The organism is Arthrobacter sp. Soil782 (genome assembly GCF_001428435.1).
GTDB classification, from domain to species: domain Bacteria; phylum Actinomycetota; class Actinomycetes; order Actinomycetales; family Micrococcaceae; genus Arthrobacter_D; species Arthrobacter_D parietis.
In genome coordinates this window covers 1,380,942-1,404,175 of sequence record NZ_LMSO01000001.1, presented here as the reverse complement: position 1 = coordinate 1,404,175, position 23,234 = coordinate 1,380,942, and the positions used below count along the sequence as shown (strand labels likewise).

Sequence of the window (23,234 nt, the reverse complement as noted above, 5' to 3'; positions counted from 1 at the left end):
TTATGAACGGTGCCGCGCGATGATGGTGGCGGCGTGCCGTTCGGCCAGTGGCGCGATGATCTGGTGCGTACGGCTGAATACCCGCCGCGCTTCAGGCTCCCGCCACCACTCGGGCAGGTATTCAAGGGGTAGGTTCGGATCCCTGTAGGGCAGCCTGCGCCAGAGCGTTAGCATGGGTACGTAGTAACGGAAGGCGTCGCGGCAGAGTTCTTCGTCTGGTTCGTGGTCGTGCGCGGTTTCTCGGCCCGGAGCCATGTTTTGGTCCAGCCGCTGGGTCCATGCGACGTCGGCTCCGCTGTAGACGTCGAGGAATTCGCCGATGAGTGCGTCGATCGCTTCTAGGTTCCACCAGGTGGCAACCTTGTCGCGGACATCGCCGGCGAAGAGGTAGTCGCCGCGGAAGAATTCGACGAACTGGTCAAGTTCGTGTCTGGCCAGGTTGGCACGGGCGCGTTCGGCGATGCTGGCGGAAGCGATCCACACGCCGGAGGTCACCGTGCCGAACCCGAGCCCGGCGAGGATGGTTCGAAGCCGGTGCCGCAGGTGCCGTTGCGCTTCCGGAACCGAGAAAAGGGCCAGCAGCCAGTCGTGCTCACCATCTTCGCGTTGCTCAGCGAAGATCCGCCGGTCACCTTCGGCGAAGATGGTCTGCTGCGACTCGGAAAGGTTGTATGCGGCCACTCCCCCTGCACGGGTGCTGCGAAGTATGCCTTTGGCTTTGAGGCGAGACACGGCGGACCGCACGCCCGGGGCGTCGTAGCCGAGGTCCCCGAGCAGGCTGACAAGTGAGGCGACCGGAAGACTGTTCCCGGGCGTCCGGCAGTACAGGCCGAAGAGGGTCACGATCAACTGTTGGTGGCGCACTACGGGATTCGGGATATTCTCCCCGCTCGTTTGGCCCGCGTCCTCATGAGTGATCATTAGGTGGAGCCGCCCAGCGCCTGGCGCATGGCTTCGGGCCACGGTGCGGATCGTGTCGCGCCTGCCGGTACATGAACGGTGGTGACTGTGCCATCTGCTGCAGGGCCGCCGTCGGAATGATCGCAGGGGTGCCCGGCGATCTCGAAACGAAGTGTGAGAGAGGAACTTCCGACCCGCTCGACCCACACGGTGGCCGTGATTTCCTGCTCGAACCAGAGCTTGTCGCGGAAGTTCAACACGTGCTGAACCCTCGGCGAAGAGGGGAAGTAGCCGCTGATTCCGCGCTCACGAATCAGCTGCGCTTCGGCAGCCTCCACCCATCGGACGACGGCGGAATTATGATGGTGACCGGCAGCATCAGTATCCACCCATTCCACGCGCCGCGTAATGGACGCAGACGGACCGGGATACTCGCCCATCGGCAACTCCTTCAGGAATGGATTGAAGTGATTAAGCTGGAACCAATCTATCGGTTCGAGCGACGGGAGGGCGTAGCTGTAGACGATGCACCTACTTCTCAGTAGCCGATACACGCGATTAATGGTTCAGGATCTCAGGGTCGCAGCGCGTCTCTTGATCTCGCGATAAATAGTTGTCCGGGAGACTGAGAATATCTCTGCCAGTTCCATCTGTGTGTACTTGTCTTCGTCGACCAGCTCGTATAGGTGACGGCGGCGAGTGAGAGACAGTTTGGGCGGCTTGCCCCGCAGCCGGCCTTTAGCTTTCGCCACGGCCATGCCTTCGCGCGTGCGGGCTCGAATCAGGTCTGACTCGAACTCGGCGACCATGCCGAGCACGTTGAACATGAGGCGGCCCACCGGATCAGTCGGATCGTAGACACTGCTGCCCAGGCTCAATGACACTCCCTTGCGCGTAAGCTCATCCGCGATATCCCGTGCGTCGGGTAACGACCGCGCAAGCCGGTCAAGTTTGGTGACGACAAGCGTGTCACCGGCCCGGACTGCCGCCAATGCCTGGAGAAGTCCGGGACGCGCTCGGTTGGTGCCGGTCAGCCCATGGTCGACGTAAGTGTTGTCCGCTTCTACTCCGAGAGCGGCCAGGCCTTCCCTTTGGATGGTGAGGTCTTGTTGGTGTGTAGAGACTCGCGCGTAGCCGATCTTCACCATTTCAGTGTTGCACTTATCGTGCCTTCACGGGGCTTTTCATCGTGCGGGTTTTACGCGCATTTTGATGGTCGGTCGAGCGCTCGGTGGCAGTTAGGCGCGGTGAACGCCGACCGATCGAGTCGCGGTGCTACGAGCCGCAGCCGCTAGGATGGCGCCGTGAAGCTTCTCCTTACGTCGGCAGGCGTCACCAATCCAACGATCTTCGCTGCACTCGAAGCACTGATCGGCAAGCCGATCAGCGAGTCCAACGCACTGTGCATTCCCACCGCGCAATATGGTCACCCATGGGTCGGCCCCGGCATCAAAGCATGGGAATTCATCAGTGGAAAATCCGAGAATCCCATGGTTGACCTGGGATGGAAATCGGTCGGTGTGCTGGAATTGACCGCGCTGCCGAGCATCGATGAAGAGCGGTGGAAGCCTCTTCTACTCGAAGCCGACGTGTTACTGGTTGCGGGCGGTGACGCCCTATACCTCCACCACTGGATGCAGCAGTCTGGACTGGTCGACATGATCCCGTCGCTGACGGAAACTGTGTGGGTTGGGATGAGCGCTGGCAGCATGGTGATGACCCCGCAGATCGGTCGAGAGTTCGTCGGCTGGAAGTCGATGACCGGTGACGACAGCGCACTGGGAGTAGTTCCCTTCTCAATCTGCCCGCACCTCGCGCCCGATGGCGCAGCCGGTAATTCTTTGGCGGCAGCAGAGAGATGGGCTGGCGGCATACGTCACCCGTCCTACGCCATCGACGACCGGACCGCCATCAGCGTGACCGATGATGCCGTAGACGTTCTCACAGAGGGCCTCTGGCGGTACTTCCCAAAGTAGACCGCAGCCAACTTCACCGCCAGGAGGCCCAGCTTGCGGGCAGCGGGTTAGTCGTGAGGTGCCTATCCGCACGCTGACGGTTCGGCTTAAGTGGTCAGTTCTTGGTGGCATTCAGATGAGAAGCTCAGCCGATTCGAGTAGCAAGGCGGCTCCGGTGAAGCGGCACCGTGATAGAACGATTGCATGACCGACGACGTTGCGAAATTGATTGTTATTGCGGGCTTGCCGGGCACGGGCAAGACGACACTTGCGCGATCAATCAGTCAGCGGATCGGTGCTTGCTATATCCGCGTAGATGCAATCGAGACTGCCATCGCTCGAATCAACGGGCCCGTAACGGGTCCCGAAGGATATGCCGTCGCAGTTGAAGTGAGTCGCTCCAACTTGCTGATAGGGCAATCAGTCGTAGTTGATGCTGTATGCCCTGTTATTGAGTCGCGAACCGCGTGGGCTAACTTGGCTGTCGAGGCCAGCGCAAGCTTGACGATCTTCGAGACGCACCTCACTGATCTCGCTGAGCACGAGCAACGCGTGATCGCTCGTGTGCCAGACATTCCTGGGCAACACTTACCGACTTGGGACTCCGTTCAAAGTCTCTGTTACCAGCCATGGGATACAACAACAGACGGGGATCGCTTCCGCGTGGACACTTCGAATTCAGAGGCTGCAGTACGGTCTGCTCTGTCAGCACTTCAAGAGGATGAGCCCTGATGGCGTCGCGCTGAGGGTTTGAAATCGTGCACCTGGGTGTCGTGCAGGATGCGGCCGGAGGAGCGCTAGCGGGGGAGGCCGCCGCGCCCTGTACAGCAGGGGGCAGGGAACCTGCCTGGTTCCCTGCCCCGTATTGCTTCTTTACCGGTGGTAGGCGGTTTTCTCGTGTTTGACGCATTCAGCGAGCTGGCCGGTGTTCACGAGCTGGGTGAGTAACTGTGGGAGCTTGCTGGCGGGGTCGGCCTCGCGGGCTCTGGTGAGGTACTGGGCGGCGATGGAGGACCGGCCTTTGTACCAGTAGATCCAGCCGAGGAACGTGAACAGTGGTGCGCGGGCTCCGGGTGGGGTGTGCCGGAGCAGTTCAATGATGAGTTCCTGCACGGCGTCCACACGGTTCCAGTCCGGTGCTCCTGCGTACTTGCCGAGGAACACGTCAGCGAAGGTGCCCAGGTCATCGTCGTCGCTGATGGTGTCCGCCATGATCCGGTCCCGCAGTGCCGGAGTGTGCAGGGCCGCGATGAGTTGCAGGGTGGTGTCTTTGCCCGGTTCAGCGCCGAGGGTTTCCTGCCACAGTGCCTGGTTCTCGGTCATGACTGGGGTGGTCCAGTCGGTGGGATCCTCGATCACCCAGCTGGTGATGATGTCCGCGATCCGGTCAACGTCCGTGTTGTCTCCGGTGAAGTCGGGGTTTGCGACGGTTTCCCGCGTCGTTGTGGAGCCTTCGAACACCATGTGAGCGCTGAGGACGCTGTCGGTGATTTCTTCTAGTGAGTGCGGGGTGCAGCAGTCTGCGTCTTCGCAGAAGTAGGTCATCCACTCGGTGGAGGTGACGAGCCAGCTGTCCCTAACGGGCATCCCGGCGGTCCCTAGCAGCTCGTCGAGGGTGTTGGCGTGGTCGCTGTAGGGTTTGGTCCCGTCGATGGTGGCCCGGTCGGTGTAGACGACGAGCAGGGTGCCGTCAGCGTGGACGTCGTTGGATAGGTAGCCGAGGATCGCTTGGGCGAACCGTGCCGGGTCTGTGTCCTGCTGGGGTGCGTCGATGCGCAGGGTCGCGCCGAGCTGCTTGCCGCGCAGGGTTAGGAACACGAACGAATCCGCTGGGGTGAAGCCGAGGGTGTGCGGGATGTAGGCCAGGATGTCGGCCGGGGACGTGACGGAGATAGGTGTCTTGCTCATGATGGGTTGCTCCCTTTTCGCGGTGGTGGTGAGGTGCCTGTGGTGGTCCAGCAGTGGCCCTCTCCCCCGTTGTTTTTTGCCTGCTGGCAAGCTTGCTTGCTTTGGTCCCGACGGAGCCGGGTCAACCCCGCAGGGGCAAGGAAACAGAAAGTCCGGCAAGGAAATAAGCGACGTAGGAGCGCCGTCCGGAGTTTCTGGGCCGCAGCAGCGCAGCTGTTGACCTGGTGGAGCGGGGCCACATAATCCGTAGGACAGCAGCAAAAAACGCCGCAGGCAGATCGCGGGGACGGACGCGACCGCCAGGGAGCGGCCGGCACCGTACACAGTCCGGAGCGCTAGCGCAGGGCCGTTTGGGTGGAAGGGTGGGCTGGCCGGGTTTGTCCTCGCCCGGGCATCGCCCCACCCGATGATGGGTGGGGCGCCTCTCCCCTTTTTGGATTAGCCTGCTTCGGCGTATTCGGATTCCTCAGCGATCACGTCTTCCTCTTCCAGGCGCACGTCCCTGAAAGTTTCCGTCTCGTCGCTGGCAGTGTTTGCTTTGTCGGTAGCCATGGCGTGGTCGGTGATGATGCTTTCCACCTCACTGAGGGTGTAGCTTCTCTGGACTAGTGACCGTCGTCAACCGGTGCGCCCTTCAACAGCCCATGAGAACGCGCCAGAAAGGTTGGGCAATCATGCCCCTGCCCAGTCGGTGATTGTCACTGCGGTCATGGCACGACGCGCTGTCTCCTGTGCCCAACATTTACTTCAACCTGACCCCCTTCGTTTGTCACAAATAGATCAAGGTTGGTGTATGACGACTATCGCCAGCGACTTTCAACGCATAACGTTCGAAGTGCCGGAGCCATGGGGGTTACGGCACTTCAAAATGGGGGTTCACTGTGAATAGTTTTACGCAAAAAGTATCGGCAGCAGCCGCATGCACAGTACTTGCGTTAGGGCTCGGAGTTGGGGGTGCTCAGGCAAATTCCGTGGAACTGGAGCCGGTAGAGGTTTCCAAGTCGGAGATGAAGTTCGTCGGTTTCGACAAGAAGGTTGCAGCGGCGAACGGGTACGACATTCGCAAGGATGCTCAGGGTGTCGAGTACTCGATCCCAGCGTCCACACCGAAGGGGGACATGACAGGGGCAGTCTATGGGCCAGGTACCGAACCGGAAGTATCAACTGGTGAATTCACAACCATGGATTCGCGGTTTGCAGACGGAAACTGCGGGACCTCATCACTAGTTGGTAGTGGCAAATCATTCACCACGACGTACACCATCAATTGGTGGCTCGGTCCATCTGCCAGGCACACATGGAAGGTGGCAGTCGCCTCAGGTTATGGTTACCAGGTTTACAATCTGAGCGGCTGGTTCGGTGGTAGCGGCTGGATCCACCAGCAGGCAATTGCGTTCAAGGGGCTACCCTACAACGCCTACGTTTCTGAAGGAACGGTCGTCACCGCAGCTGGATTCGTTTGCAGCTCAATGCGTCCATCTGACAGCTGGTACGGCTACTAAGCCGAAAGGGAGAAAATTCCCGTGAACCTACTGGGTATGCGCAGCAATGACGAACGGTTTAGCGAATTTGGTACTCCACTGTTGAGTCTAATGGTGAATGACCGATTCAAGCTAGACAGAGTTAACTGGCAAGGAACAGACACTGATCCCACGGACACCGTTGAGGTCTCTTATGTCGATTCTTTCCGCAGCGACTTGGGCGTACGGGTTTCGATCAAGACCTTTGTAAATGGGGATGTTGTTCGGCACATCGTTGGCCCTGGGACGGCTCTTTACCAGCACCTAGTAACTGCATGCGGCAGTCAAATTCTTCCCTCGGGAAAGACTGCACGGGACCTACCCGAGCGGTTGGAGAAGTTCGAACGCCGCGCCGCAGCCATCAAGTTGCGCGATTCCACATTGGAGATCGATGGCGAGAAGGTTCCCTGCCGGGCGGGCACCCTCGACTTCATGTCCGTTGCAGAGACCGTTCTTGGAAGCCGCGTGGCCACTCTTGTGGGCCCGGATGGTTTCATCGAAAAACCAATGACAGCAAGGGTGCTTCCAAATGTCTAAGCTATCGTGATCGAATGGCCCCAGTTTGCTGGGGCCATTCGTTTGCATGGGCAAGAAGGTTCGGCGCATCGCTGATGCCAGTAGCCCGTTGTTCAGACTTTAGGTGAAGAAGATGAACTACTACTTCTCCCCACTATTCGGGCATGATTTGTGGCCGGAGATACAATCAGAGCAATTGCAGCGATGAAGGCCAGAGTGCCGAAACAAACGGGCACGAGCAATGCTGGAGTCGAGTACCCCATGGAGAGCAATACCACCGTGGCGACAACGACCAATGCAACATAGAAGAGCAGGACACCGACGATCGCAAGTACCCACTTGTAGGCGGATTCTCGGAAGTCTCGTGCGCGAGTAAGAAAAATCAACCGCAACGTCATCAAGGCAATTATTTGCCAACATGAGATCGCGCTGATTCCCCAGACAAGGCCAGGGATTGCCAAAGATCTAACTTCCGGAAAGTTAGCGACCGCTTCCTGGATTTCTCGAGGGAGAACATACACTTCAACCACTACTGAAGTAAGCAGCAAGATCAGAACTAAGCCAGTGAGTGCAAGCGCAGTCCTACGTTGCATACGTACCCCCTACTTATCGCTGGAGATCTCGGCTAGCCGCATCTGTGTGCTCGTGCGGCTAGCCGAGGCCTCAACGTATCGCGCATATCACACAACGCCAGGGTCGATCCGAGTGGTCCGGATATTGAAGATGGTTACTGGTACGTTGGGATCGAGTGAGTCTGCAAAAGCCGTAAACTCCTTGATGCCTGGGCTCCAATAACTGCCGTTGGATGTCGCCGACGAACAGGTTGGAATCTGGGCTCTGGTCCCTTGCGTGAACCACATGCACACTTGAATAATTCGTTCACCGTTGTAGACGTTCCCAGCGGCGTGCGCGTAGCCATAGTAGGTGAAATCCGTCGGGTGCTCAGAAAATGCGTAGCTCGCTCCCCAGTATGTTTGAGCACCTATCTCACCCTCAGAAGGGGTGGTTTCCCAAACCCGTCCTACACGCTCATCGTTAGCAGATTCGTCGAGCTCAAACGATTCCTCTACAACCCGCATCCCATCCTCGGGACCGAATGTCCGACCGTCTACGACTACGTTGTCAGTACTGGGTCTCATTTCCGATGCTGATGCCGAAAGCGTACCCATGCCGGTGAGGGCAGCTACAAACGCCATCGTTGCAGCAGTCCTCCTGATGTGCTTGCTCATCTATCTACTCCAATCTATCCCGCCCCAACGGGGGATTAGACCGACGAGTCTATGGCGACCACTGCTACCGCGAGAAGATCGCCAAGTAGAACGTAATGCAACCTTAATCGAGTGAATGGAAGCGCTTCTCATCCTTTACGTAGTCAGAGTCGGCTGGATGACGACCGTGCCTTCAGGGTCACCGATGATCGATGAGACCGACACAGAAGCATCTGTTCACGCTAGAGGTGGGTACCGTTCAAGCCGTCACGGTGGTCCCCCTTCGAGTTGACACGATCACCAGCTGCACTACCGGTGGCCACGGACGCCGCGGAAGTGCTCTACCTGGTCGTGGACCTCGCCTACGAGAAGGCCTGCTGGAAAGTAGAGCCGATCTTAGGGTTGCGGGAAAGCCGGTATTCCAAGGGGAACCTGCCGGACCATTTGGCTTAGCTTGTCTCGTGCGGCGTTCAGGCTGATTTCGATGCCTTCAAGTTCACCGAGCCATCCGCGCTGTTCGGCCTCAAGCTTCCGGTCCTCGAGGCCTTGGATCAGTTCCTGCAGACGGGGGCGTTGTGTTGGGTCAGGGCGAAGCATGGGGCAGCGTATGCAGGCGTGTTCGTGGACGCAGGGGGTCCCGTACGCCCGTCCGCAGCTTCCGAGTTCGACCTTTCGCTTTTTGAAGTGTCCGTGAAATTCGCGGATTTCTGCATCGCTTGGATCAAGGTAGTCGTCGTTTGGCCGCAGCGCCCTTCGTCTGTCGACGAAGCTTCGGAAGTGCCGGAGGGTGTCTTCGTCATGTATCGCTGCGTAGCCCTGGGTGGTGGAGATGTTTTGATGGCCCATGAGCTTGGCAAGGATGTGGATCGGCAGACCTGAGGACAGAGCGGATGTCGCGAACAGTCGTCGGAAATCGTGCGGGGTGAACTTGTACTCGTCACCGTTCTCGTCCCTAAGCCCAGACCTGGTGATCGCCTCGCGTATGGCAACTCTGACCCAGCCCGGGGACATGACTCGGCGTTCGCTTCCGCTTCGAATTTGGAAGAGATGAGGGAGGGGCGGGCTGTAGACGCGCTCGGCGCCGTCGTAGCGGACGGTCAGGGGGACCCGCCCGCTAGCATTCGAGATCCGCCTCTTGATCAGCGCAAAGACGTGGGCGAGCTCGGGAGAGACAAGGAGCATCCGTTCCCTGTCGGTCTTTGAGGGAACTATCTGAAGAAGGGGAAGCGCCTCACCGCTTTCGGGAAGCTTATAGATGGATAGTGCGTGCGTCGTGATCTCAACGAGTTCCTCGATGCGCACTCCGGTCTCGTTCAAAGTGTTGATCAGCGCCCAACCCCAGAAGCAGCTCTCTTCGAGCTGAGTCAGATTAACCCGACGTTCGAACCTGCCGCCAACGATCCAGACCCGGCCAGAACCCCGGGGGGCGCTGCTCGTCCTGTGACTCATCTCTTCCCTGCGGTAGAGGACTCCTTGATGTTCGAATTCCTGCCCTTGATCCGTCACTGTTCCTGCAGCTAATAGGGCTTGTGCGGCCTTTAGTTCTTCGGCAACACTTACCAACAATTTCGGCAGCAGCGGACCCAGGTCCCGGATCCTCTGATGGATCCGGGCCTGCGTTCGCCGTTTGTGTTTAGTGGCACCCTTTGTATCTTCACGGGTCAGGAAAGAAGGTGCCGCCCACCGGGCCCAGTACGCGTCGTCGGTGGCCCATGCTGCGATGTCCAAGTACAGGCCGCGGACCGTGAAAAGGGTTCTGTGCTTGGTGGAGATGGGGCCCTCCATAAAGCGGCGGAGCCAGGCCCTTCCCTCGTCGAAGCCAATGTTCAGACTGTTGGCCTCGGGATTATGAGCTTCAATGTCTAGCCAGAAATTCTTAACCAGCTCGTAGACCAGCCAGCGCAAGGTGGAGTAGTCCACTGATGCTTCTCTGGTCTTGAGGTAGCGGACCAACATGTCCCGCACGGGCCGGCTCCCGAGCCCGTAGGAGTCGATCATTTCCTCAACGGAAGGGCGCGCACCGGTGACCGCCTGCAGCAACCCCGGCGTCGACGCATCGAATACACCGAGATCTTTGAGCATTGACCATGCATAGGTGAGCCCGTCAGGCTTCTGGCCCCGTCGCGTCTGGTACTCGCGGTACTCAAGGAGATGTCGAGGGAGTAGCTGATACACCGGCGCTCCCGTACGCGCCAGGACTTTCGTCATCACCACCAGGCTGTTTCCGAAGTTCGGCGGCCTGACAACCCGAGTTGCCCCATGCTCGACCATCCTCTCGAAAAACTCCGGATTCCGGTTACGACGAATCCGGTCGAACCTGGGCGATGCCAGTCGAAGCCATGTGTAACTTGGCCGGATCACGTCCATGGCAATCAAGTCTGCGATTCCGTGCCCGGATTCATCAGCTGCCCGCTTCGCACGAACGCCTTCCCACGGACTGCCAAGGCGTTGCCGCCAGTCCCTACCAGGCTCCTGACAGCCGGCGTTCTCCCACCGCTCCTGCCAGGTTTCACCCTCAAAAGCGGCCAGCGCTTCGAGGACGGTACGGACACCACGAACCGACACACTGTCCGCGTCGTTAAGGGCCGTGGCGCGTTCAACGAGATCCTCTTGCCGCACCGTGGCCAGAAATGGTGCGCTGCCCTTCGACTGAATTACTTGCTTCGCCGGAGCCGGCGGGGCCGGCTGGGTGGAAACATAGTCCCGAACTACTGCCATACAGTGCCACCGAAGAGTTCAGTCATGTCATCAGCCGAGTACGGCGACAAACGAACAGGCGCCACGTCGGCGGCGCCAGCACCGGCAGCCCGCGAGACAAAATGCAGGTTCACCCGCTCAATCACTTCATCCATACGCGGCTTCAAATACGCTTCGGTCGTAGTGAGGTGAACATGCCCCAGAACCGCCTGAATGTCAGTCAGGGAGACATTAGGGTCCCGCGCCATACGAGTAGCGGCTGTATGACGAAAATCGTGAAGAGTCCAGTTGGCACCCAAAACACTGTTCACGCGACGAAGGATCGCACGTGCTGCCTCATAATTCAGGGGCCGATAAGGCTTTCTCAACGTCCACCAGGCAGCCGATCCGGAGCGGATAAGTTCTTCCGGGAGGGACTCCTGATAAAGCCGAAACCAGGTAAACGCCTCTGGAGACGCGGGGATCCGCTGAACGGCTCCCGACCCCTTCCGAACCACGGAGATGCACTGCTGCCCGACGTCCACCATCCCGCTGGTCAACCCGACAAGCTCCGAAGGCCGCGCCGCGCTGGAGACATAAAACGCGACCAAGGCTCTATCTCTGTCCGTAGCGAGCGCAGTGAACAGGTCCTCGAAGGCATGGTCCGGGATGGAACGTGGCGCCCGAACAGGAACTTTTTGCCGGTAGTCCGCCCTACGTCCCTGTCTATATTTGTTCTCGGGATTGTGATGGGCTCCGAAGCGGCCACCATTCACGACTCTCTCCGGAACCGGATTGCGCAAAGGCCCGCTCAACGCTCTCCGATGGAAGTCATAGAACGCGCTGATCACAGACAGGTTGTGGTTGATCGTCCGAGGCGAATAGACGTCACTGACGTAGGGTTTGCCGGAGACTTCGTTGACCGCTGGTCTTACTCGGCAACGCTGCACGGCTTGTTTCGGCGCATCGCGCAAACCAATCACGAAGTCACGCACGTCGTCGCCATTTACACGGTTCCATTCGCGGCCGACACCCCAGAGAAAGCGGAACCACCGCAACAGGTCTCTGGCATAAGACTCAACGCTGGCCGGACTCATCCCCCTCGCCCAGAAGTCCAGCAGATACAGCCCAACACTCGGTATGGGATCGTCGTCAGGAGCCAATACTTCCCAATACGGGGCAACCGGGATCGCCCGCACCTTGCCACCAGGGCGGCTTAAGCCCTCGGAAGCGCACTGACTCTGATCCCCCATGGTCGTGCCTCCATCGGCTGGTTGGTCGTCCGAGGCTAACAGCCTTAGTCCGGTCAACATATCCCCAGTCCTGGAGTTGGAAGAGGTAGTAGGCGGCCTGTTGGCCGGGTCGCCGCCATGAGTCGCGGCTGAGGTCGGATTCGTGGGCGGCGAGCATCATGGCCAGCACGGCGATGTTGGGGTTCGTGCTGTTTTTCTCGGTGAGTTCCTTGTAGGAGCGGTATCCGGGCTCTGTCACTCCGGCGAATCCTGCGGCGAGGTCCTGCTTCTGTGCGGTGGCTTTGGCGACGCTGTTGCCGTAGTTGGCCAGTGTGGTGGCGGTGAACCGGGCCCAGCTTGTGGGCGGGTTCTTCCGGCTGAGCAGGGTGGTGAGCCACTGGTGCCGGACCTCGGTCGCTTCTCTGCACTTCGCAAGGGGCGTTGCATACAAAGTGAGAGGCCCAGAACTCTTGCTGGGCCTCTCACTTGCTGGTAGTACGAATGTTACGTGGGTAGCTACATGCTCCCCGCACCCCTCCCTTGTGTTTCGCATTCGTCCTACGCAGGGCTGTCATGAATCTGAAGCGTACGGTCCTCTATAAGAGATAAGTGCCCTCCAGTTGCACCTTCTTCTAACCTCGCCCATTTTCCCGGACCTTGACGCTCAGCAGTTGGGGCCAGGTTGATATTTGCAGGACGAACTGGTGCAGCAAGAATTGAGACCTATGCAGATGGGACACCAAACTCCTATACATCCAACGCATGTCCATGCCACACCACAGGAGAAGGCACAGGGCGCACAGCAGTTGGCTAGACAAGCGATGTTGTACGAGTCGCAACCGCATCGGTTGCAGTATGTCGACCCGCATTGGCTGCTGCTGGTGCACGAAATGGCTGCAGCCACAGCGTTGGAGTCGACCATTCGCGTGGGAAACCCGTCCTCCGACATGGCAAGTAAGTGGACGCTTCCGGGATCGCCTGTCTTCTCATCTCGTTGATCAGAACGGAAGACCATCAAGCGATCTTTCGAAGTGCCATCCGAATGGGTCAACTGATGAAAAATGATGGCGTCCGATTCGAACTGAAAAGAGACTGCGAGTATCTCGCCACCGTCAGAGAGTTGATGCCTAGCCCCCAGCGCTATTTCGCTCTCCGACGGTGTTGCATCATGGTTCGCGACGAGAGCGTCAAAACGCTTGATAGCGTTACTTTCCTCGATCCCAGCTGAGCCTCGTAGGGGAGTCAGCGCATTCTTGGCTCTCTGGCTCCTAAGCTGCGAGATAATCTCCCCTCTGTTCAGCTCCTTTTTCGAGCGAATCGCGACAGACCCTGCCCAATCATCTTTCGTCTTTGCTGCTGCGAGGGCAGAACCTGTGCCCATCAAGATGGATGCTCCGGCAACGGCGCCTATGGTGCCCCGCATGAACTGTCCCCTAGTGAAACCTCGAACCTCGGGGCGGACCAGATCTTTATGAGCACCCATCAATTGCGCGACTTTCCACATACTGGCTGTACCGATTTCCCTGCGAAGCGCGAAGGCCATCCCTAAGCCAGTCCAAGCCTTAGCCCTATCACGGCTGACGGCGACCAGTGTTGGTTTCCATGGCGGGTTCTCCCCCATCGCATCAGTGCGCCAGCGTTCCATTTCAGGAGAAGACAAGGACATGATCTGGACCTTGTCCCCAACGACTTCGGCGATCTGATGGGCAACGTTCGAGCAGGTTCCACACCCGGCGTCATACCCAAGGTAATAGCGTTCTAATTCGTTCATCTTTGAACTCCAATTGGCTGCAGTTATCGCCGACGATGACGCCCCCATTCGTCCCGGCGTACAGTCAATCGACGCTTCTTACCTTTTCAACACTGCTCCAAACCTCTGTCAAAGTCACCCCTGCAGATGCTCCTCACTGAATATGTTCACCGAACCGTTACTCACAGCCATGCCAGGCCCGTCCACCACCAGTGCTCGCCTGGTTCTATGGGGTCATCGCCCCTCCTTCCGCCTAAGCCTGGTCGATAGGTCGAGCAGGTAAGTCCGCCACCGATGATCGTCCGTCATTAGCGGCACCCAGCGGCGCATGCGATTATGGTCGCCGGTGAACCGCTCCCGGGTGGTGAATCCTCGTCATATCACCGAAACCCGCGTTGGATCTCTTCCAGAGCGGCGACGTGGTCTTCGAACGCTCGTCGCCCGGCGTTGGTGAGGCGAAAGACGGTTTGAGGCTTTTTCGCCAGAAAGGATTTGTGTACTTCAAGATAGCCGCGCTCTTCCAGGATCGCGGCATGCTTGGACAGCAAGGCGTAGCTGGTTTCGAGCTCCTCTTTGAGGACTTGGTAGGTGGCGTCGTCGACCGTGGCAAGTGCGGCCATGATTGTGAACCGGACAGGGGAATTCACCACATCGTTGAGTCTAGACATCGCTTCACCCAGACTCACCGGCCGCGCACCGCTAGCCACACTGAGCAGACAAACAAAGGGGCAGTTAGCGCTGCGGCAGCAACTATGGAAAGAGCTAGAGGCATTGGATCGCCCTTACCGAGGACCTGAAGGGCGACCCCGCCGCCCACGCCGAGCCATAAGGCGCTGAACGCTTCCACTAGATTGAAGTGGCGGGGACGCACGGTGCGGGTTCGCGCGCGACTAATTGCGAAAAGCACGACCAACACGATAAGCCCCCCGAGAATGACCGCGCCCCGGGCCCCAGCCCAAAGATCAATTCCGAAGCGGAACATACCGACCAGGGATAACGCACCGATGAACGTCCAAGTGGCCAGCACTAGCGCCTCGCGCTTGCTGGAGAAATGATGCCGGTCCGCTGCATCCGCCGCAGCGGGCCGGGATCCAATATGCGTATCTTTGTCATTCATGTCTTCACCGTATTGAGTACTCAACGATTCGTCAACATGTTGGGCTCATGGGCAGCACCGTTTCTAGGGAGCGCGCCACACGTGTATCCGTGATTCTCAAGTACGGATGGACGGGATACCCAGGCTGGTTGGCCCTAAGGGGCCAGATCTTTGTGCGTCAGCGCGTTTTTGTTTGAGGAAGTGGAGGGTGAGGTCGATGCCTTCGAGTTCACCTAACCAACCTCGTGATTCGGCGAGCTCACGTCGGGCTAACAGATCGGTGTTGAGTTCATCGAGGCGTTGGATCATGGTGGGGTCGATGTGGAGCATGGGGCAGCGCAGACAGGCGTGTTCGTGTTCGCATGGTGTGGCGTAGGGGCGTCCACAGTTGCCTAGCTCGACCTTGCGTTTGTTGAAGTGCCCTTCGAATTCGACCCATTCTGTACCGGTTGGAGATCGGTATTCGCGGGCTGGCCTGGCGGAGCGTCTGTCGGCCAGGTGCTTCTGGTAGTGCCTGATGACGTCTTCCTGGAAGACGGTGACGTAACCGTGGGTGGTCTGCACGTCCAGGTGTCCGAGAAGGGCCGCTCCGATGTGGATGGGCAGGCCGTGGTTGACGAGGTCGGTCGCGAAGAGTCGACGGAAGTCGTGCGGTGTGAACCGGCAATGAGCCAGCTCTGGGTGCTCGATAGCCATCTCGCCGCTGAGTTTGGCGAGTTCAGCGCGCAGAGTTTCGGGACTGATCACCTCGGTGCGTTGCCCGATCCCTCAGCGAACACTCTTCGCTTCTAAATTCTGGGGTTCTTGTTGCGATGGAGCCTGACCGTGGCGATAGCCAGCAGTATTGCGCCAGTCGCACCAATACCGCCACCGAGAATGAGCAAAAGTCCAGGGAGGATAGGCACCGAATTCGGGTGAAGGATCCGTGAGTACAGCATCAAAGCGAACATAGCCGCCGCAAGGGTCGCTCCAATAGCCATGATGATCATGCCGATCAGCCTTAAATCCTTCATTTCCCCCTTAATTTCGGATCGTACCTTCCTTGCAGCGTTACCCGCTTCTTGAATCCGACCCAAAGTCCTGGTCTGGCAGCTTTGCACTGACGTGGCCGCGATCAGTCACTTTGTATGGCTTGCCGTCTTTGTCATATGTAGTCCATTGCCCCACCGGCTCGCCCGCTTCGAAATATCCAGACCGTTTTACGGTGCCATCTATTCGGTACCACTCCCAGTAGCCGACCGGATTCCCATTCTCGATGCGTCCCTTCGACCACCGGGTAGTACCGTTCGCGTGGTACTTGACGGTGTAACCATCGATGACCTCAGACTTCTTCGCGTTTGCAGCCATCCGCCTACTCTATGCCCGGGAAATTTCACGAACCGGAACAGGCGTTCAGCGCCTGGTCTCGTACCTGGCCACGACCACATCATTGGGGAACGTCCGGGTTTCTACCAGGCTTAGGTTCACCCAGTTGTCCAGGGCCGTGAAGAACGGCGTGCCGCCGCCCACCAACACGGGATGGGTGACGAGTACATACTCGTCGATTAGGCCTGCCCTCATGGCCGCCGCTGCGAGGGTGGCGCCGCCGATGTCCATGCGACCGCCGTCGTCGGCTTTCAGTCGGGTTATCTCGGCAACCGCGTCGCCGGTAACCAAGCGGGCGTTCCAGTCAACCGTGCTGATTGTAGAGGAGAACACCACTTTCGGCATTTCCCGCCAGCGGCCCGCATACTCAATCTGCGCCGGTGTTGCGCCTGGCTGCTGGTCTGCCGTCGGCCAGTGTGAGCTCATCGTCTCCCACAGTTTGCGCCCGTATAGCGCCAAATCCGTCGACCTCACGCGGTCGGACCACCATTGGAACAGCTCGTCGCTCGAAACACCCCAGCCGAGCCCGTCACCCGGCGCAGCGATGTAGCCGTCCAGGCTCAGATTCATGGCGAAGGTCAGGTTGCGCATGGCATCGGTCTTCCCGAGACGGCATCCATCAGCGCACCCTTTCTCGCACCAACTCTGCGATGAGGGCGGGCTTCTCGAGGCCGGGTAGGTGTGCCACCTCGGGTAAGACCTGTACGGCCCCTTGCCCGATCCGGCGTGCTGTCTCCTCGTAGAACGGCACATCACAGGGCAGATCGAGATCACCCCAGGTGCACAACACCGGCACGTCCACCTCACCGAGTCGGGTCCAGGCATCAGTACCGCTGCTGCCGGCTGAGTCCGGCGCAGCGACCGCGAGAATTTTCCGGTTCATCGCATTGAAGAGGTCACGGGCTTCACCCGCGACTCGGCCTTCCGCGGCCCTTGGCCCATCCAGCCAGAGATGAGCAAGCGCACGAATCCTGTCGTCATCTGTCGCGTTGAGGTCATCTGCGCGCGCCATGAGCGGTCCTGACGCGTCATCCGGATGCCAGTCAAACGGAGTGTCCTCGTCGGTCATGCCAGACACCGCAGCACCGATGAGTACCACACCCTTGACTCGATCAGGGTGCATCAGCGCAGCATCGAGCGCGACTGCCCCACCCATCGAGTTGCCAACGAGGAGGACTCGCTCGAGGCCAAGACTATCGATGATAGTGAGCAGATCCTCAACGTGCGTGAATGATGAAGACTCCGCAGCGGCCGGGGTGTCACCGTAACCCCGCCGATCATATGCGACGAGGTCGAAACCATCATTCTGGAGGGCATCCGCGACCGCGGTCCAGGAACGTCTATCCGCTACTCCAGCGTGTAAGAAGACGACTGCGGGCCCCGGGGTTTGCCACCGGGTGACAGCGAGCTGACTGCCATCCGAAGCCTCGACCGGGAGGTGCTGGGGATTCATAGGCCCAAACTTACTTCAAACATGGGGCGATCGTCAGGGGTTCATGCTCACAGCGTCGGTTCACCGGGCTGGGGTGGCGTTGCGTCGTCGTCGGCTTTCGACAGCGTGAATATCCCATAGCGCATCGCGCCGGTGCGGTAGGCCAGGATCAGACGCGGGATGCTTAGAACGAAGATGCGATTGCGTGCTCTAAAAGCGAGGCGCCGGGTGTCACGGTCGAGGAGCAAGGCCTTCACAAGTCGACGGGCGCAAATCGTCCAAGTGCGGGCGACTCGGCTGCTGACATCCTCATAGTCCGTGACCAGGAAGCCAGCCGCCATTGCCATCGCCTCATACTCCTCCCGAGTACCCATCGAGGGCAGCCGTCCCTCACGGCAAATCGGCTCGAGCAGGTGCCTAACCTTCCAACCGCTTGCATCTGTCTCCGCGAGCCACGCGCATACGACCAAGCGGCCGCCAGGCGCCAGCACGCGATGCGCCTCGGCGAAAAACCGGGGCTTGTCGACCATGTGCTCGCTCGACTCGATCGCCCATGCGGCATGGGCCGAGGCATCGCTCAGCCCGTTGTCGAGCCAGTCGCGGACTTGAATGTCGACGTTGGGTTCGTGATGCTCGGCAGCGTAGTGGGCCTGTTCAGCGGAGAGGGTGAAGCCGGTGACGTGAACCTTACGGGTCTCAGCGAGCTGCCGAGCGGTGGAACCATAGCCGCAGCCGATATCGACGCACTCATCACCAGGCGTCAGGTTCAGTCGATCGCCGACCGTCTCAGCCAGTGCGACGACGGCCTCGGCGGGTGTCTCACGGCCCGTCGCCCAGAGCCCATGATGGACATGATCGCCCCATACGTGCCGGTAAACCGGATCGAGCTCGTCGTAGTGATCGGCGACTGCCACGGCGTTTTGAACGGTGTTGGGAAGGATCACGCGATCACACTACAGCGCTGATTCGTCCCATCGGAAGGTCTCAGGGTGTCCGGCGGCAGCATCAACCGTCCTCTGAAGCGATCGCCGGAAGTTCAGCCAGTCCCTCCGCCCAGCACGTCCACATGCACGTGGTCGAGGTGACGCAGGATCTCGTTGCTTGGGTCAGGCGCATCGTAATCGTGCCATCCACCTCGAGCCAGGTGCGCGCTCCAGAACCGATCGTCGAAGATGACGTACTGAATGTCGAACTTCTCGGCATGAGCGACAAGCCAATGGGCCAGAATCCACCCTTCGCGCCGGTTTTCCTCTGTCACCGGACGGAAGAAGACGTCAATGGCGCGTCCGTCATAGTGGGTCGAGTCAGCTCCGTGCCCCTGACCGACACCTCCCGGAGCAAACCCGCCCAGGCTCTGGTCACCGAACACCTCCAGCATCGCCACGCGCAACTGCTCCGCGCGGGGTGTCAGTCCGGTGACAGTCAACTGCTGTTCGGGCAGGTCACTGGCCGCTGATCCGCGGCAGCTCAAGCTGGGACCGGCGTCCTCGGGCGGGCCCTCGGCCAGCCGCTGCAATACCGCCTCGTCAATGGTGGAAGTGTCCGGAGCGTCCATACCGCGGGCCAACAGCGCCATGGCCGTCGTCGCCAGCTGAGCCTCGTCACGGTTGAGTCCAACTTCTCCTTCCGAGGTATCCACCGTGCATTCAGCGAGTCCCAGCAGAGAGCCGCCGCCCGCCTGCAAGCCGTCGACCAATCGGGGACCGAGGAACACCACCGAGGCGAGCAGCGCGAGCAGCATGGCGCTGGTCACAGTGATCCTGCGTACGATGACGTGTGCCTTCCGGTGGATCGCGGAACTTCGGCGATAAAAGAGAGCGTGAACATTTAACCGTCTGATGACGCTGTTAGTTCCGCTGGAGTCCCGACGACGGAGGAGGTCTCGTTCTGTATCAGCGGAAACCGCACACTGGCTTTCACTAGTTCAACTGATGTGTCTATGGTGGAGATAAAGCGAGGAAGGAGAGCCATGACGTCGGATCGGGTTCGGCAAACCGGCGTGACGGTTGCGTTTGTTCTCTGTCTCATCGGCACCGCTATCGGCTCCGGGGCATTCGGCGGCACACCGATCGACGAGGCGGCCGGCGGCGCCCTCAGTTCGGACGCAACACTCCTGGCACCTGCGGGCGCGGCGTTCAGCATCTGGAGCGTCATTTATACGGGCCTGGGCGCCTACACCGTTTACCAGTGGTTCCCCTCACAGCGCACCGCCCGCCGCCAGCGTCGCCTCGGCTGGTGGGTTGCCGCGTCGCTGCTGCTCAATGCGGCATGGATTTTGTCGATTCAGGCCGGCCTGCTTGGCGGCAGCGTACTGATCATTCTCGTCCTGCTCGCCGTACTTGCTGCACTCTTCGCTATCTTCACCACCACGATGCCCACCTCCACGATGGACGGGATCATCACGGACGGAACGCTGGGCCTCTACTTGGGCTGGGTCTGCGTGGCGGTCTGCGCGAACCTCACCGCAGCTCTCGTCGCGGCGGGCTTCGGCGGCTTCGGTATCCCGCCGGAGGTGTGGGCCGCAATCGTTCTCGCTGTCGTCGCGATGATCGGTGTGCGCCTTGCATTTCACGGCAGCGGGCGCTTCGCGATTGCCGCTGCCATCAGTTGGGGACTCATGTGGATTCTGGTGGGGCGCACCTTCGGGGCACCGGAATCGACGACGACGGCGGTTGTGGCCGGACTCGCAGCGGCCACCGTCATCCTCACAACCGTCACAGTCCGGGCCAGGCGGAGGTCGCACCCCGCAACTCGCAGTTGAGCGGCCATCCATACCGTGTTAGTCCGCCCACAAGTGGCCGATCTTATTTTGAATAATTCAAAACAACGCGTAGCGTTCAAGGCATGGCACACACAACCGTCGAGCGGAACGAAGACCTGGTGCGCATCATCCGCGCGGCTGGCCTCAAGGTCACTGCTCCGCGGCTTGCCGTCCTGGAGGCGCTCCAGCAGGCGCCGCATTCCAGCGCCGAACACCTCCTACTGAGCGTTCTGCCGGCCTTGCCCGGCACGTCCGCCCAGGCGGTCTACGGAGTGCTTGCGGCTTTCACGGAGGCAGGGCTGGTCCGGCGTTTCGATCCACCGGGCACCGCTGCGCTCTTTGAATGCAGGGTGGGTGACAACCATCATCATCTGCTGTGCATCCGTTGCGGGAAGGTGACCGACGTCGACTGCGTCGTTGGTGCCGCTCCGTGCCTGAGCCCGTCTGACAGCTCCGGCTTCGCCGTCCTGTCAGCAGAAGTGACGTTCAACGGCATCTGCCCGCAGTGCCGGAACGCCTCCTGACCTTTCTTTTCTACCCGGGCAGCGTCGCCACAACGGACGTAGTGCTGCGCCATCCCCGCGCGCCTCCGTCCGCCCCTACCTGACCACCGATAACCATCGATTAGGAGATACCCATGACACTTCTCGCGAGCCGTCCTATTGAAACTAACGAGATCCGCACCGCCGAGCGCCCTGCCCTGCGTGGCGGTGCCTACGTGACAACGCAATCGCGTCCTACAACCACCGGCAGCTACGTCACTACCCAACACTCGCAAACGGTTCCCGCCGCGGCGATCCGCGGTCACTATGTCTCGCTGGGCTACCGGTCTTCCAGGCAGACCGAAGGCCGTTACACCGACCGCAGCTGACGCGAGCCTCAGGGCTTCCGCTTCTGCGGATAGGGCGCCTCGTGCCGTGCGAGCATGTCCACGAAGGCCTCGATCCGATTCCTGCGCCCGGCCTCTGTCTTCAGCTGACCGAGCCGGAAGATGAGCGCATACCGGTTCTGCGAGGTGAGCACGTCGAACATCGCCTGCGCGTCCGGATTCGCCGCAATTGCGGCTGCAAGATCATCCGGTACGACGGCGGTGGCGGGCCCTGCGTACGCGCGCTCCCACCGCCCGTTCGCCTTGGCCCGCTCGACGGCGGCGCGACCGGCAGCCTGCATCTTGCCTTCCGCTTCCAGCCGTTCAATGTGCCCTACATTGCGCAGCGACCAGATGCTCTGCGGCCCGCGAGGCGTGAATCGCTGGAAGCTGCTCTCGCCGTCGCGCTTTCTGGTCTGGCCGTCAATCCAACCGAAACACAGCGCCTCATCGAGGGCAGTAGCCCAGGTCAGGGTGGTCACCGCTCCACCCTTCTTGTGGAGGACCAGCCACACTCCCGACGACGACGCATGGTTCTCTTCCAGCCACACCCGCCAGTGCTGGGCATCGGGCAGGAGGAGTTCGGGCAGTTCAGCGGCCATGGGTTGAGAGTACTGGACGGTGTTGCGCTAGATTGCGAGCTGCACATCCAGGTGGAGGAGAAGTAATGCTCAGGGTACGGCCCATCGTTTTCACCCCCAACGTCGACGCCTTCTCAGACCTGTTCACCGCTCTCGGATTGCGCCAGGTCGAGGATGCACCGGGTTGGCGGGTTTTCGCCGCGGACAGTGGGCACATTGCCCTGCACGTTGCACACCAGCCGTCAGTGAGCTTCAGCTTCGAGGTCGGGTCCGTCTCGGAGTTCGCCCGCCGTACCGCTGAAGCGGGGACAGCCGCCGTCGTTATTGACACTGCAGATGGGCCGGCAGTGCAGGTCACCGCAACGGACGGGCGGACATTCCTCGCCTATGAGGCCGTACTCCGCGGTACAGCGCCCGCGGAGGAAGGGCTGGCGGTTATGCCCATCTGGTTGGCGACGAACGTGGCAGCCGCCGCGAAGGTGTTCAGTGACATCGGCGCCCGAAAGCGGTTCAGCTCGGAGGCGGGGTCCTGGGTGGACTTCACGGCGAAGAACGGCGGCCTGATCGCGGTTCACGGAGCCGACAAGGGCAGCACGGAGCTCGCCTTCGAGTTCTCCGGCGACGTGGAGATCCTGCAGCAGCGCATCCCCACCGCGACGATCCTGATCGATGAGAACTACGGGCGATCCCTGCGACTTCCCAACCCGGACGGCGGCGAGATCCGAGTCAAGCAGCGGCAGGAAGACCTCAACGACTACACCGAAAACACCGCTTCCTGAGCGTCCCCCGCTATTCAGCCATTGGCCGAAGTGCAGCGAGTCAGGGACGCCGCAGCCCTTCTCTGCTATAAAACAGAAGGTATGAACCTGCGCACCCCAGACCCCAACCCCGGCTGGCTCAATGAGGATGACCTCTACGAAGCACGCCGCCGGCTGCCCATGGTCTATGTTGAAGCCATCCCGGTCCGATGCGATTCCCTCGGGTATGTCACCGAGGTGGGGTTGCTGCTGCAGGCCAATGACCAGGGCGAGATGGTGCGCACCTTCGTCTCCGGGCGCGTGATGTACCGGGAAACTATTCGGGCCGCCCTGCTGCGGCACCTCGAGAAGGACCTCGGGCCCTTCGCGCTCCCCCAGCTGCCGCCGTGCCCCACGCCGTTCACTGTTGCGGAGTATTTCCCCTCCCCCTCCGAGACCGGGTTGACCGATGACCGGCAGCACGCCGTCGCGTTGGCGTACCTCATTCCGGTCACCGGCGAATGTAACCCGCGGCAGGATGCCCTGGAACTGACGTGGCTGACGCCCGAGGAAGCTCTCAGCCCCGCAGTCAGCGCCGAGTTCTCCGGCGGACGCGACAGCCTCCTGCGCCAGGCGCTCGCCTACGCCGGTTGGGGCCGCTGAGGCGTTACCGTTTCTTTATCGACCGGTTCCGTTCGAACCGGGGTAACAGGTGCAGTGAGGCAGGAC

At 60.2% G+C, this 23,234-nt stretch carries 29 protein-coding genes; 9 read left to right on the top strand and 20 right to left on the bottom strand.

The features are described 5' to 3' along the window. The 3 genes from ASH00_RS06815 to ASH00_RS06805 all read right to left on the bottom strand — a co-directional run bounded on the left by ASH00_RS06815 (position 1) and on the right by ASH00_RS06805 (position 2,045). On the bottom strand, positions 1–921 hold the full coding sequence (locus tag ASH00_RS06815) for a PaaX family transcriptional regulator (RefSeq protein ID WP_056546201.1): 921 nt from the start codon (positions 919–921) through the stop codon (positions 1–3). Continuing rightward, complete coding sequence (locus ASH00_RS06810) at positions 921–1,340, bottom strand: acyl-CoA thioesterase (protein WP_056546199.1); 420 nt, start codon at positions 1,338–1,340, stop codon at positions 921–923. The genes ASH00_RS06815 and ASH00_RS06810 overlap by 1 nt, the downstream gene beginning before the upstream one ends. A gap of 126 nt (positions 1,341–1,466) precedes the next feature. Then, the gene (locus ASH00_RS06805; protein ID WP_056546803.1) at positions 1,467–2,045 is read right to left on the bottom strand and encodes a recombinase family protein; all 579 of its coding nucleotides are present in this window, start codon (positions 2,043–2,045) and stop codon (positions 1,467–1,469) included. A gap of 159 nt (positions 2,046–2,204) precedes the next feature. On the opposite strand from ASH00_RS06805, the gene ASH00_RS06800 reads away from it, so the two are divergent. Together ASH00_RS06800 and ASH00_RS06795 are read left to right on the top strand one after the other, a co-directional pair. After that, positions 2,205–2,876 (top strand): Type 1 glutamine amidotransferase-like domain-containing protein, encoded by a 672-nt coding sequence (locus ASH00_RS06800; protein WP_056546197.1) that lies wholly within the window; start codon positions 2,205–2,207, stop codon positions 2,874–2,876. Between the two features lie 183 nt (positions 2,877–3,059). After that, positions 3,060–3,587 carry an AAA family ATPase gene (locus ASH00_RS06795; RefSeq protein ID WP_056546195.1) on the top strand — a complete coding sequence of 176 codons (528 nt, stop codon included), beginning with the start codon at positions 3,060–3,062 and terminating at the stop codon, positions 3,585–3,587. Positions 3,588–3,728: 141 nt separating this feature from the next. Here the strand turns inward: ASH00_RS06795 and ASH00_RS06790 are convergent, their stop codons facing one another. Then, a complete protein-coding gene (locus ASH00_RS06790; protein ID WP_056546193.1) occupies positions 3,729–4,763 on the bottom strand; it encodes a DUF4192 domain-containing protein in 1,035 nt (344 codons plus the stop codon). A gap of 438 nt (positions 4,764–5,201) precedes the next feature. Then, positions 5,202–5,342 (bottom strand): hypothetical protein, encoded by a 141-nt coding sequence (locus ASH00_RS16640; RefSeq protein WP_157359020.1) that lies wholly within the window; start codon positions 5,340–5,342, stop codon positions 5,202–5,204. A 392-nt stretch (positions 5,343–5,734) separates the two neighbouring features. On the opposite strand from ASH00_RS16640, the gene ASH00_RS06785 reads away from it, so the two are divergent. Then, complete coding sequence (locus ASH00_RS06785) at positions 5,735–6,265, top strand: hypothetical protein (RefSeq protein WP_056546191.1); 531 nt, start codon at positions 5,735–5,737, stop codon at positions 6,263–6,265. A 36-nt stretch (positions 6,266–6,301) separates the two neighbouring features. Continuing rightward, the gene (locus tag ASH00_RS16635; protein WP_157359019.1) at positions 6,302–6,820 is read left to right on the top strand and encodes a hypothetical protein; all 519 of its coding nucleotides are present in this window, start codon (positions 6,302–6,304) and stop codon (positions 6,818–6,820) included. A 92-nt stretch (positions 6,821–6,912) separates the two neighbouring features. Here ASH00_RS16635 and ASH00_RS16630 read toward each other — a convergent pair whose 3' ends face one another. From ASH00_RS16630 to ASH00_RS06710, 14 genes are all read right to left on the bottom strand, one after another. Then, positions 6,913–7,329, bottom strand: coding sequence for a hypothetical protein (locus ASH00_RS16630; RefSeq protein WP_157359018.1), 417 nt, complete (start codon positions 7,327–7,329; stop codon positions 6,913–6,915). 150 nt (positions 7,330–7,479) lie between these two features. Continuing rightward, positions 7,480–8,028, bottom strand: coding sequence for a hypothetical protein (locus ASH00_RS06775; RefSeq protein WP_056546187.1), 549 nt, complete (start codon positions 8,026–8,028; stop codon positions 7,480–7,482). Positions 8,029–8,403: 375 nt separating this feature from the next. Then, positions 8,404–10,374 (bottom strand): tyrosine-type recombinase/integrase, encoded by a 1,971-nt coding sequence (locus ASH00_RS06770; protein WP_162252845.1) that lies wholly within the window; start codon positions 10,372–10,374, stop codon positions 8,404–8,406. A 341-nt stretch (positions 10,375–10,715) separates the two neighbouring features. Next, positions 10,716–11,936: a tyrosine-type recombinase/integrase gene (locus ASH00_RS06765; RefSeq protein WP_327019684.1), complete on the bottom strand. Its 1,221-nt coding sequence runs from the start codon at positions 11,934–11,936 to the stop codon at positions 10,716–10,718. Then, complete coding sequence (locus ASH00_RS16805) at positions 11,836–12,366, bottom strand: hypothetical protein (RefSeq protein WP_056546181.1); 531 nt, start codon at positions 12,364–12,366, stop codon at positions 11,836–11,838. Before ASH00_RS16805 ends, ASH00_RS06765 begins: the two co-directional genes overlap by 101 nt. A 1,679-nt stretch (positions 12,367–14,045) precedes the next feature. Further along, positions 14,046–14,333 carry a winged helix-turn-helix domain-containing protein gene (locus ASH00_RS06750; RefSeq protein ID WP_157359046.1) on the bottom strand — a complete coding sequence of 96 codons (288 nt, stop codon included), beginning with the start codon at positions 14,331–14,333 and terminating at the stop codon, positions 14,046–14,048. Positions 14,334–14,347: 14 nt separating this feature from the next. Further along, positions 14,348–14,782, bottom strand: coding sequence for a hypothetical protein (locus ASH00_RS06745; RefSeq protein ID WP_056546173.1), 435 nt, complete (start codon positions 14,780–14,782; stop codon positions 14,348–14,350). A 96-nt stretch (positions 14,783–14,878) separates the two neighbouring features. After that, positions 14,879–15,508 (bottom strand): tyrosine-type recombinase/integrase, encoded by a 630-nt coding sequence (locus tag ASH00_RS16380; RefSeq protein ID WP_200954755.1) that lies wholly within the window; start codon positions 15,506–15,508, stop codon positions 14,879–14,881. Between the two features lie 41 nt (positions 15,509–15,549). Beyond that, positions 15,550–15,774: a hypothetical protein gene (locus ASH00_RS06735; protein WP_056546168.1), complete on the bottom strand. Its 225-nt coding sequence runs from the start codon at positions 15,772–15,774 to the stop codon at positions 15,550–15,552. Positions 15,775–15,811: 37 nt separating this feature from the next. Continuing rightward, the gene (locus ASH00_RS06730; protein ID WP_056546166.1) at positions 15,812–16,108 is read right to left on the bottom strand and encodes a toxin-antitoxin system YwqK family antitoxin; all 297 of its coding nucleotides are present in this window, start codon (positions 16,106–16,108) and stop codon (positions 15,812–15,814) included. Positions 16,109–16,153: 45 nt separating this feature from the next. Beyond that, entirely contained in the window at positions 16,154–16,717 is a 564-nt protein-coding gene (locus ASH00_RS06725; RefSeq protein ID WP_056546164.1) for a dihydrofolate reductase family protein, read from the bottom strand. Between the two features lie 28 nt (positions 16,718–16,745). Next, positions 16,746–17,579: an alpha/beta fold hydrolase gene (locus ASH00_RS06720; protein ID WP_056546162.1), complete on the bottom strand. Its 834-nt coding sequence runs from the start codon at positions 17,577–17,579 to the stop codon at positions 16,746–16,748. Between the two features lie 47 nt (positions 17,580–17,626). After that, positions 17,627–18,502: an SAM-dependent methyltransferase gene (locus ASH00_RS06715; RefSeq protein ID WP_056546160.1), complete on the bottom strand. Its 876-nt coding sequence runs from the start codon at positions 18,500–18,502 to the stop codon at positions 17,627–17,629. Positions 18,503–18,594: 92 nt separating this feature from the next. Continuing rightward, on the bottom strand, positions 18,595–19,311 hold the full coding sequence (locus ASH00_RS06710; RefSeq protein ID WP_235563179.1) for a hypothetical protein: 717 nt from the start codon (positions 19,309–19,311) through the stop codon (positions 18,595–18,597). A 216-nt stretch (positions 19,312–19,527) separates the two neighbouring features. Between ASH00_RS06710 and ASH00_RS06705 the strand changes: the two genes are divergently transcribed. From ASH00_RS06705 to ASH00_RS06695, 3 genes are all read left to right on the top strand, one after another. Beyond that, positions 19,528–20,319, top strand: coding sequence for a tryptophan-rich sensory protein (locus tag ASH00_RS06705; protein ID WP_200954754.1), 792 nt, complete (start codon positions 19,528–19,530; stop codon positions 20,317–20,319). A gap of 83 nt (positions 20,320–20,402) precedes the next feature. Beyond that, positions 20,403–20,843: a Fur family transcriptional regulator gene (locus ASH00_RS06700; protein ID WP_056546156.1), complete on the top strand. Its 441-nt coding sequence runs from the start codon at positions 20,403–20,405 to the stop codon at positions 20,841–20,843. 113 nt (positions 20,844–20,956) lie between these two features. Further along, positions 20,957–21,190, top strand: coding sequence for a hypothetical protein (locus ASH00_RS06695; protein WP_056546154.1), 234 nt, complete (start codon positions 20,957–20,959; stop codon positions 21,188–21,190). Between the two features lie 8 nt (positions 21,191–21,198). Here the strand turns inward: ASH00_RS06695 and ASH00_RS06690 are convergent, their stop codons facing one another. Then, on the bottom strand, positions 21,199–21,789 hold the full coding sequence (locus ASH00_RS06690; protein WP_056546152.1) for a YdeI/OmpD-associated family protein: 591 nt from the start codon (positions 21,787–21,789) through the stop codon (positions 21,199–21,201). Positions 21,790–21,854: 65 nt separating this feature from the next. Here ASH00_RS06690 and ASH00_RS06685 point away from each other — a divergent pair, with 65 nt between their 5' ends. Beyond that, positions 21,855–22,547, top strand: a complete 693-nt coding sequence (locus tag ASH00_RS06685; protein WP_056546150.1) for a hypothetical protein — start codon at positions 21,855–21,857, stop codon at positions 22,545–22,547. 81 nt (positions 22,548–22,628) lie between these two features. Next, a complete protein-coding gene (locus ASH00_RS06680; RefSeq protein ID WP_056546148.1) occupies positions 22,629–23,168 on the top strand; it encodes an NUDIX hydrolase family protein in 540 nt (179 codons plus the stop codon). The last annotated feature ends 66 nt before the right edge of the window (positions 23,169–23,234 follow it).

Bases quoted from the DNA above. Each gene is read 5' to 3' on its own strand.
- ASH00_RS06680 (WP_056546148.1), top strand. From the start codon at position 22,629: ATGAACCTGCGCACCCCAGACCCCAACCCCGGCTGGCTCAATGAGGAT.
- ASH00_RS06720 (WP_056546162.1), bottom strand. From the start codon at position 17,579: ATGAATCCCCAGCACCTCCCGGTCGAGGCTTCGGATGGCAGTCAGCTC.
- ASH00_RS06815 (WP_056546201.1), bottom strand. From the start codon at position 921: ATGATCACTCATGAGGACGCGGGCCAAACGAGCGGGGAGAATATCCCG.
- ASH00_RS06685 (WP_056546150.1), top strand. From the start codon at position 21,855: ATGCTCAGGGTACGGCCCATCGTTTTCACCCCCAACGTCGACGCCTTC.
- ASH00_RS06795 (WP_056546195.1), top strand. From the start codon at position 3,060: ATGACCGACGACGTTGCGAAATTGATTGTTATTGCGGGCTTGCCGGGC.
- ASH00_RS06705 (WP_200954754.1), top strand. From the start codon at position 19,528: ATGACGTCGGATCGGGTTCGGCAAACCGGCGTGACGGTTGCGTTTGTT.
- ASH00_RS06690 (WP_056546152.1), bottom strand. From the start codon at position 21,789: ATGGCCGCTGAACTGCCCGAACTCCTCCTGCCCGATGCCCAGCACTGG.
- ASH00_RS06730 (WP_056546166.1), bottom strand. From the start codon at position 16,108: ATGGCTGCAAACGCGAAGAAGTCTGAGGTCATCGATGGTTACACCGTC.
- ASH00_RS06790 (WP_056546193.1), bottom strand. From the start codon at position 4,763: ATGAGCAAGACACCTATCTCCGTCACGTCCCCGGCCGACATCCTGGCC.
- ASH00_RS06770 (WP_162252845.1), bottom strand. From the start codon at position 10,374: ATGGACGTGATCCGGCCAAGTTACACATGGCTTCGACTGGCATCGCCC.
- ASH00_RS06775 (WP_056546187.1), bottom strand. From the start codon at position 8,028: ATGAGCAAGCACATCAGGAGGACTGCTGCAACGATGGCGTTTGTAGCT.
- ASH00_RS16635 (WP_157359019.1), top strand. From the start codon at position 6,302: ATGCGCAGCAATGACGAACGGTTTAGCGAATTTGGTACTCCACTGTTG.
- ASH00_RS06735 (WP_056546168.1), bottom strand. From the start codon at position 15,774: ATGAAGGATTTAAGGCTGATCGGCATGATCATCATGGCTATTGGAGCG.
- ASH00_RS06810 (WP_056546199.1), bottom strand. From the start codon at position 1,340: ATGGGCGAGTATCCCGGTCCGTCTGCGTCCATTACGCGGCGCGTGGAA.
- ASH00_RS06700 (WP_056546156.1), top strand. From the start codon at position 20,403: ATGGCACACACAACCGTCGAGCGGAACGAAGACCTGGTGCGCATCATC.
- ASH00_RS06765 (WP_327019684.1), bottom strand. From the start codon at position 11,936: ATGGGGGATCAGAGTCAGTGCGCTTCCGAGGGCTTAAGCCGCCCTGGT.
- ASH00_RS06695 (WP_056546154.1), top strand. From the start codon at position 20,957: ATGACACTTCTCGCGAGCCGTCCTATTGAAACTAACGAGATCCGCACC.
- ASH00_RS06725 (WP_056546164.1), bottom strand. From the start codon at position 16,717: ATGCGCAACCTGACCTTCGCCATGAATCTGAGCCTGGACGGCTACATC.
- ASH00_RS06745 (WP_056546173.1), bottom strand. From the start codon at position 14,782: ATGAATGACAAAGATACGCATATTGGATCCCGGCCCGCTGCGGCGGAT.
- ASH00_RS06750 (WP_157359046.1), bottom strand. From the start codon at position 14,333: ATGTCTAGACTCAACGATGTGGTGAATTCCCCTGTCCGGTTCACAATC.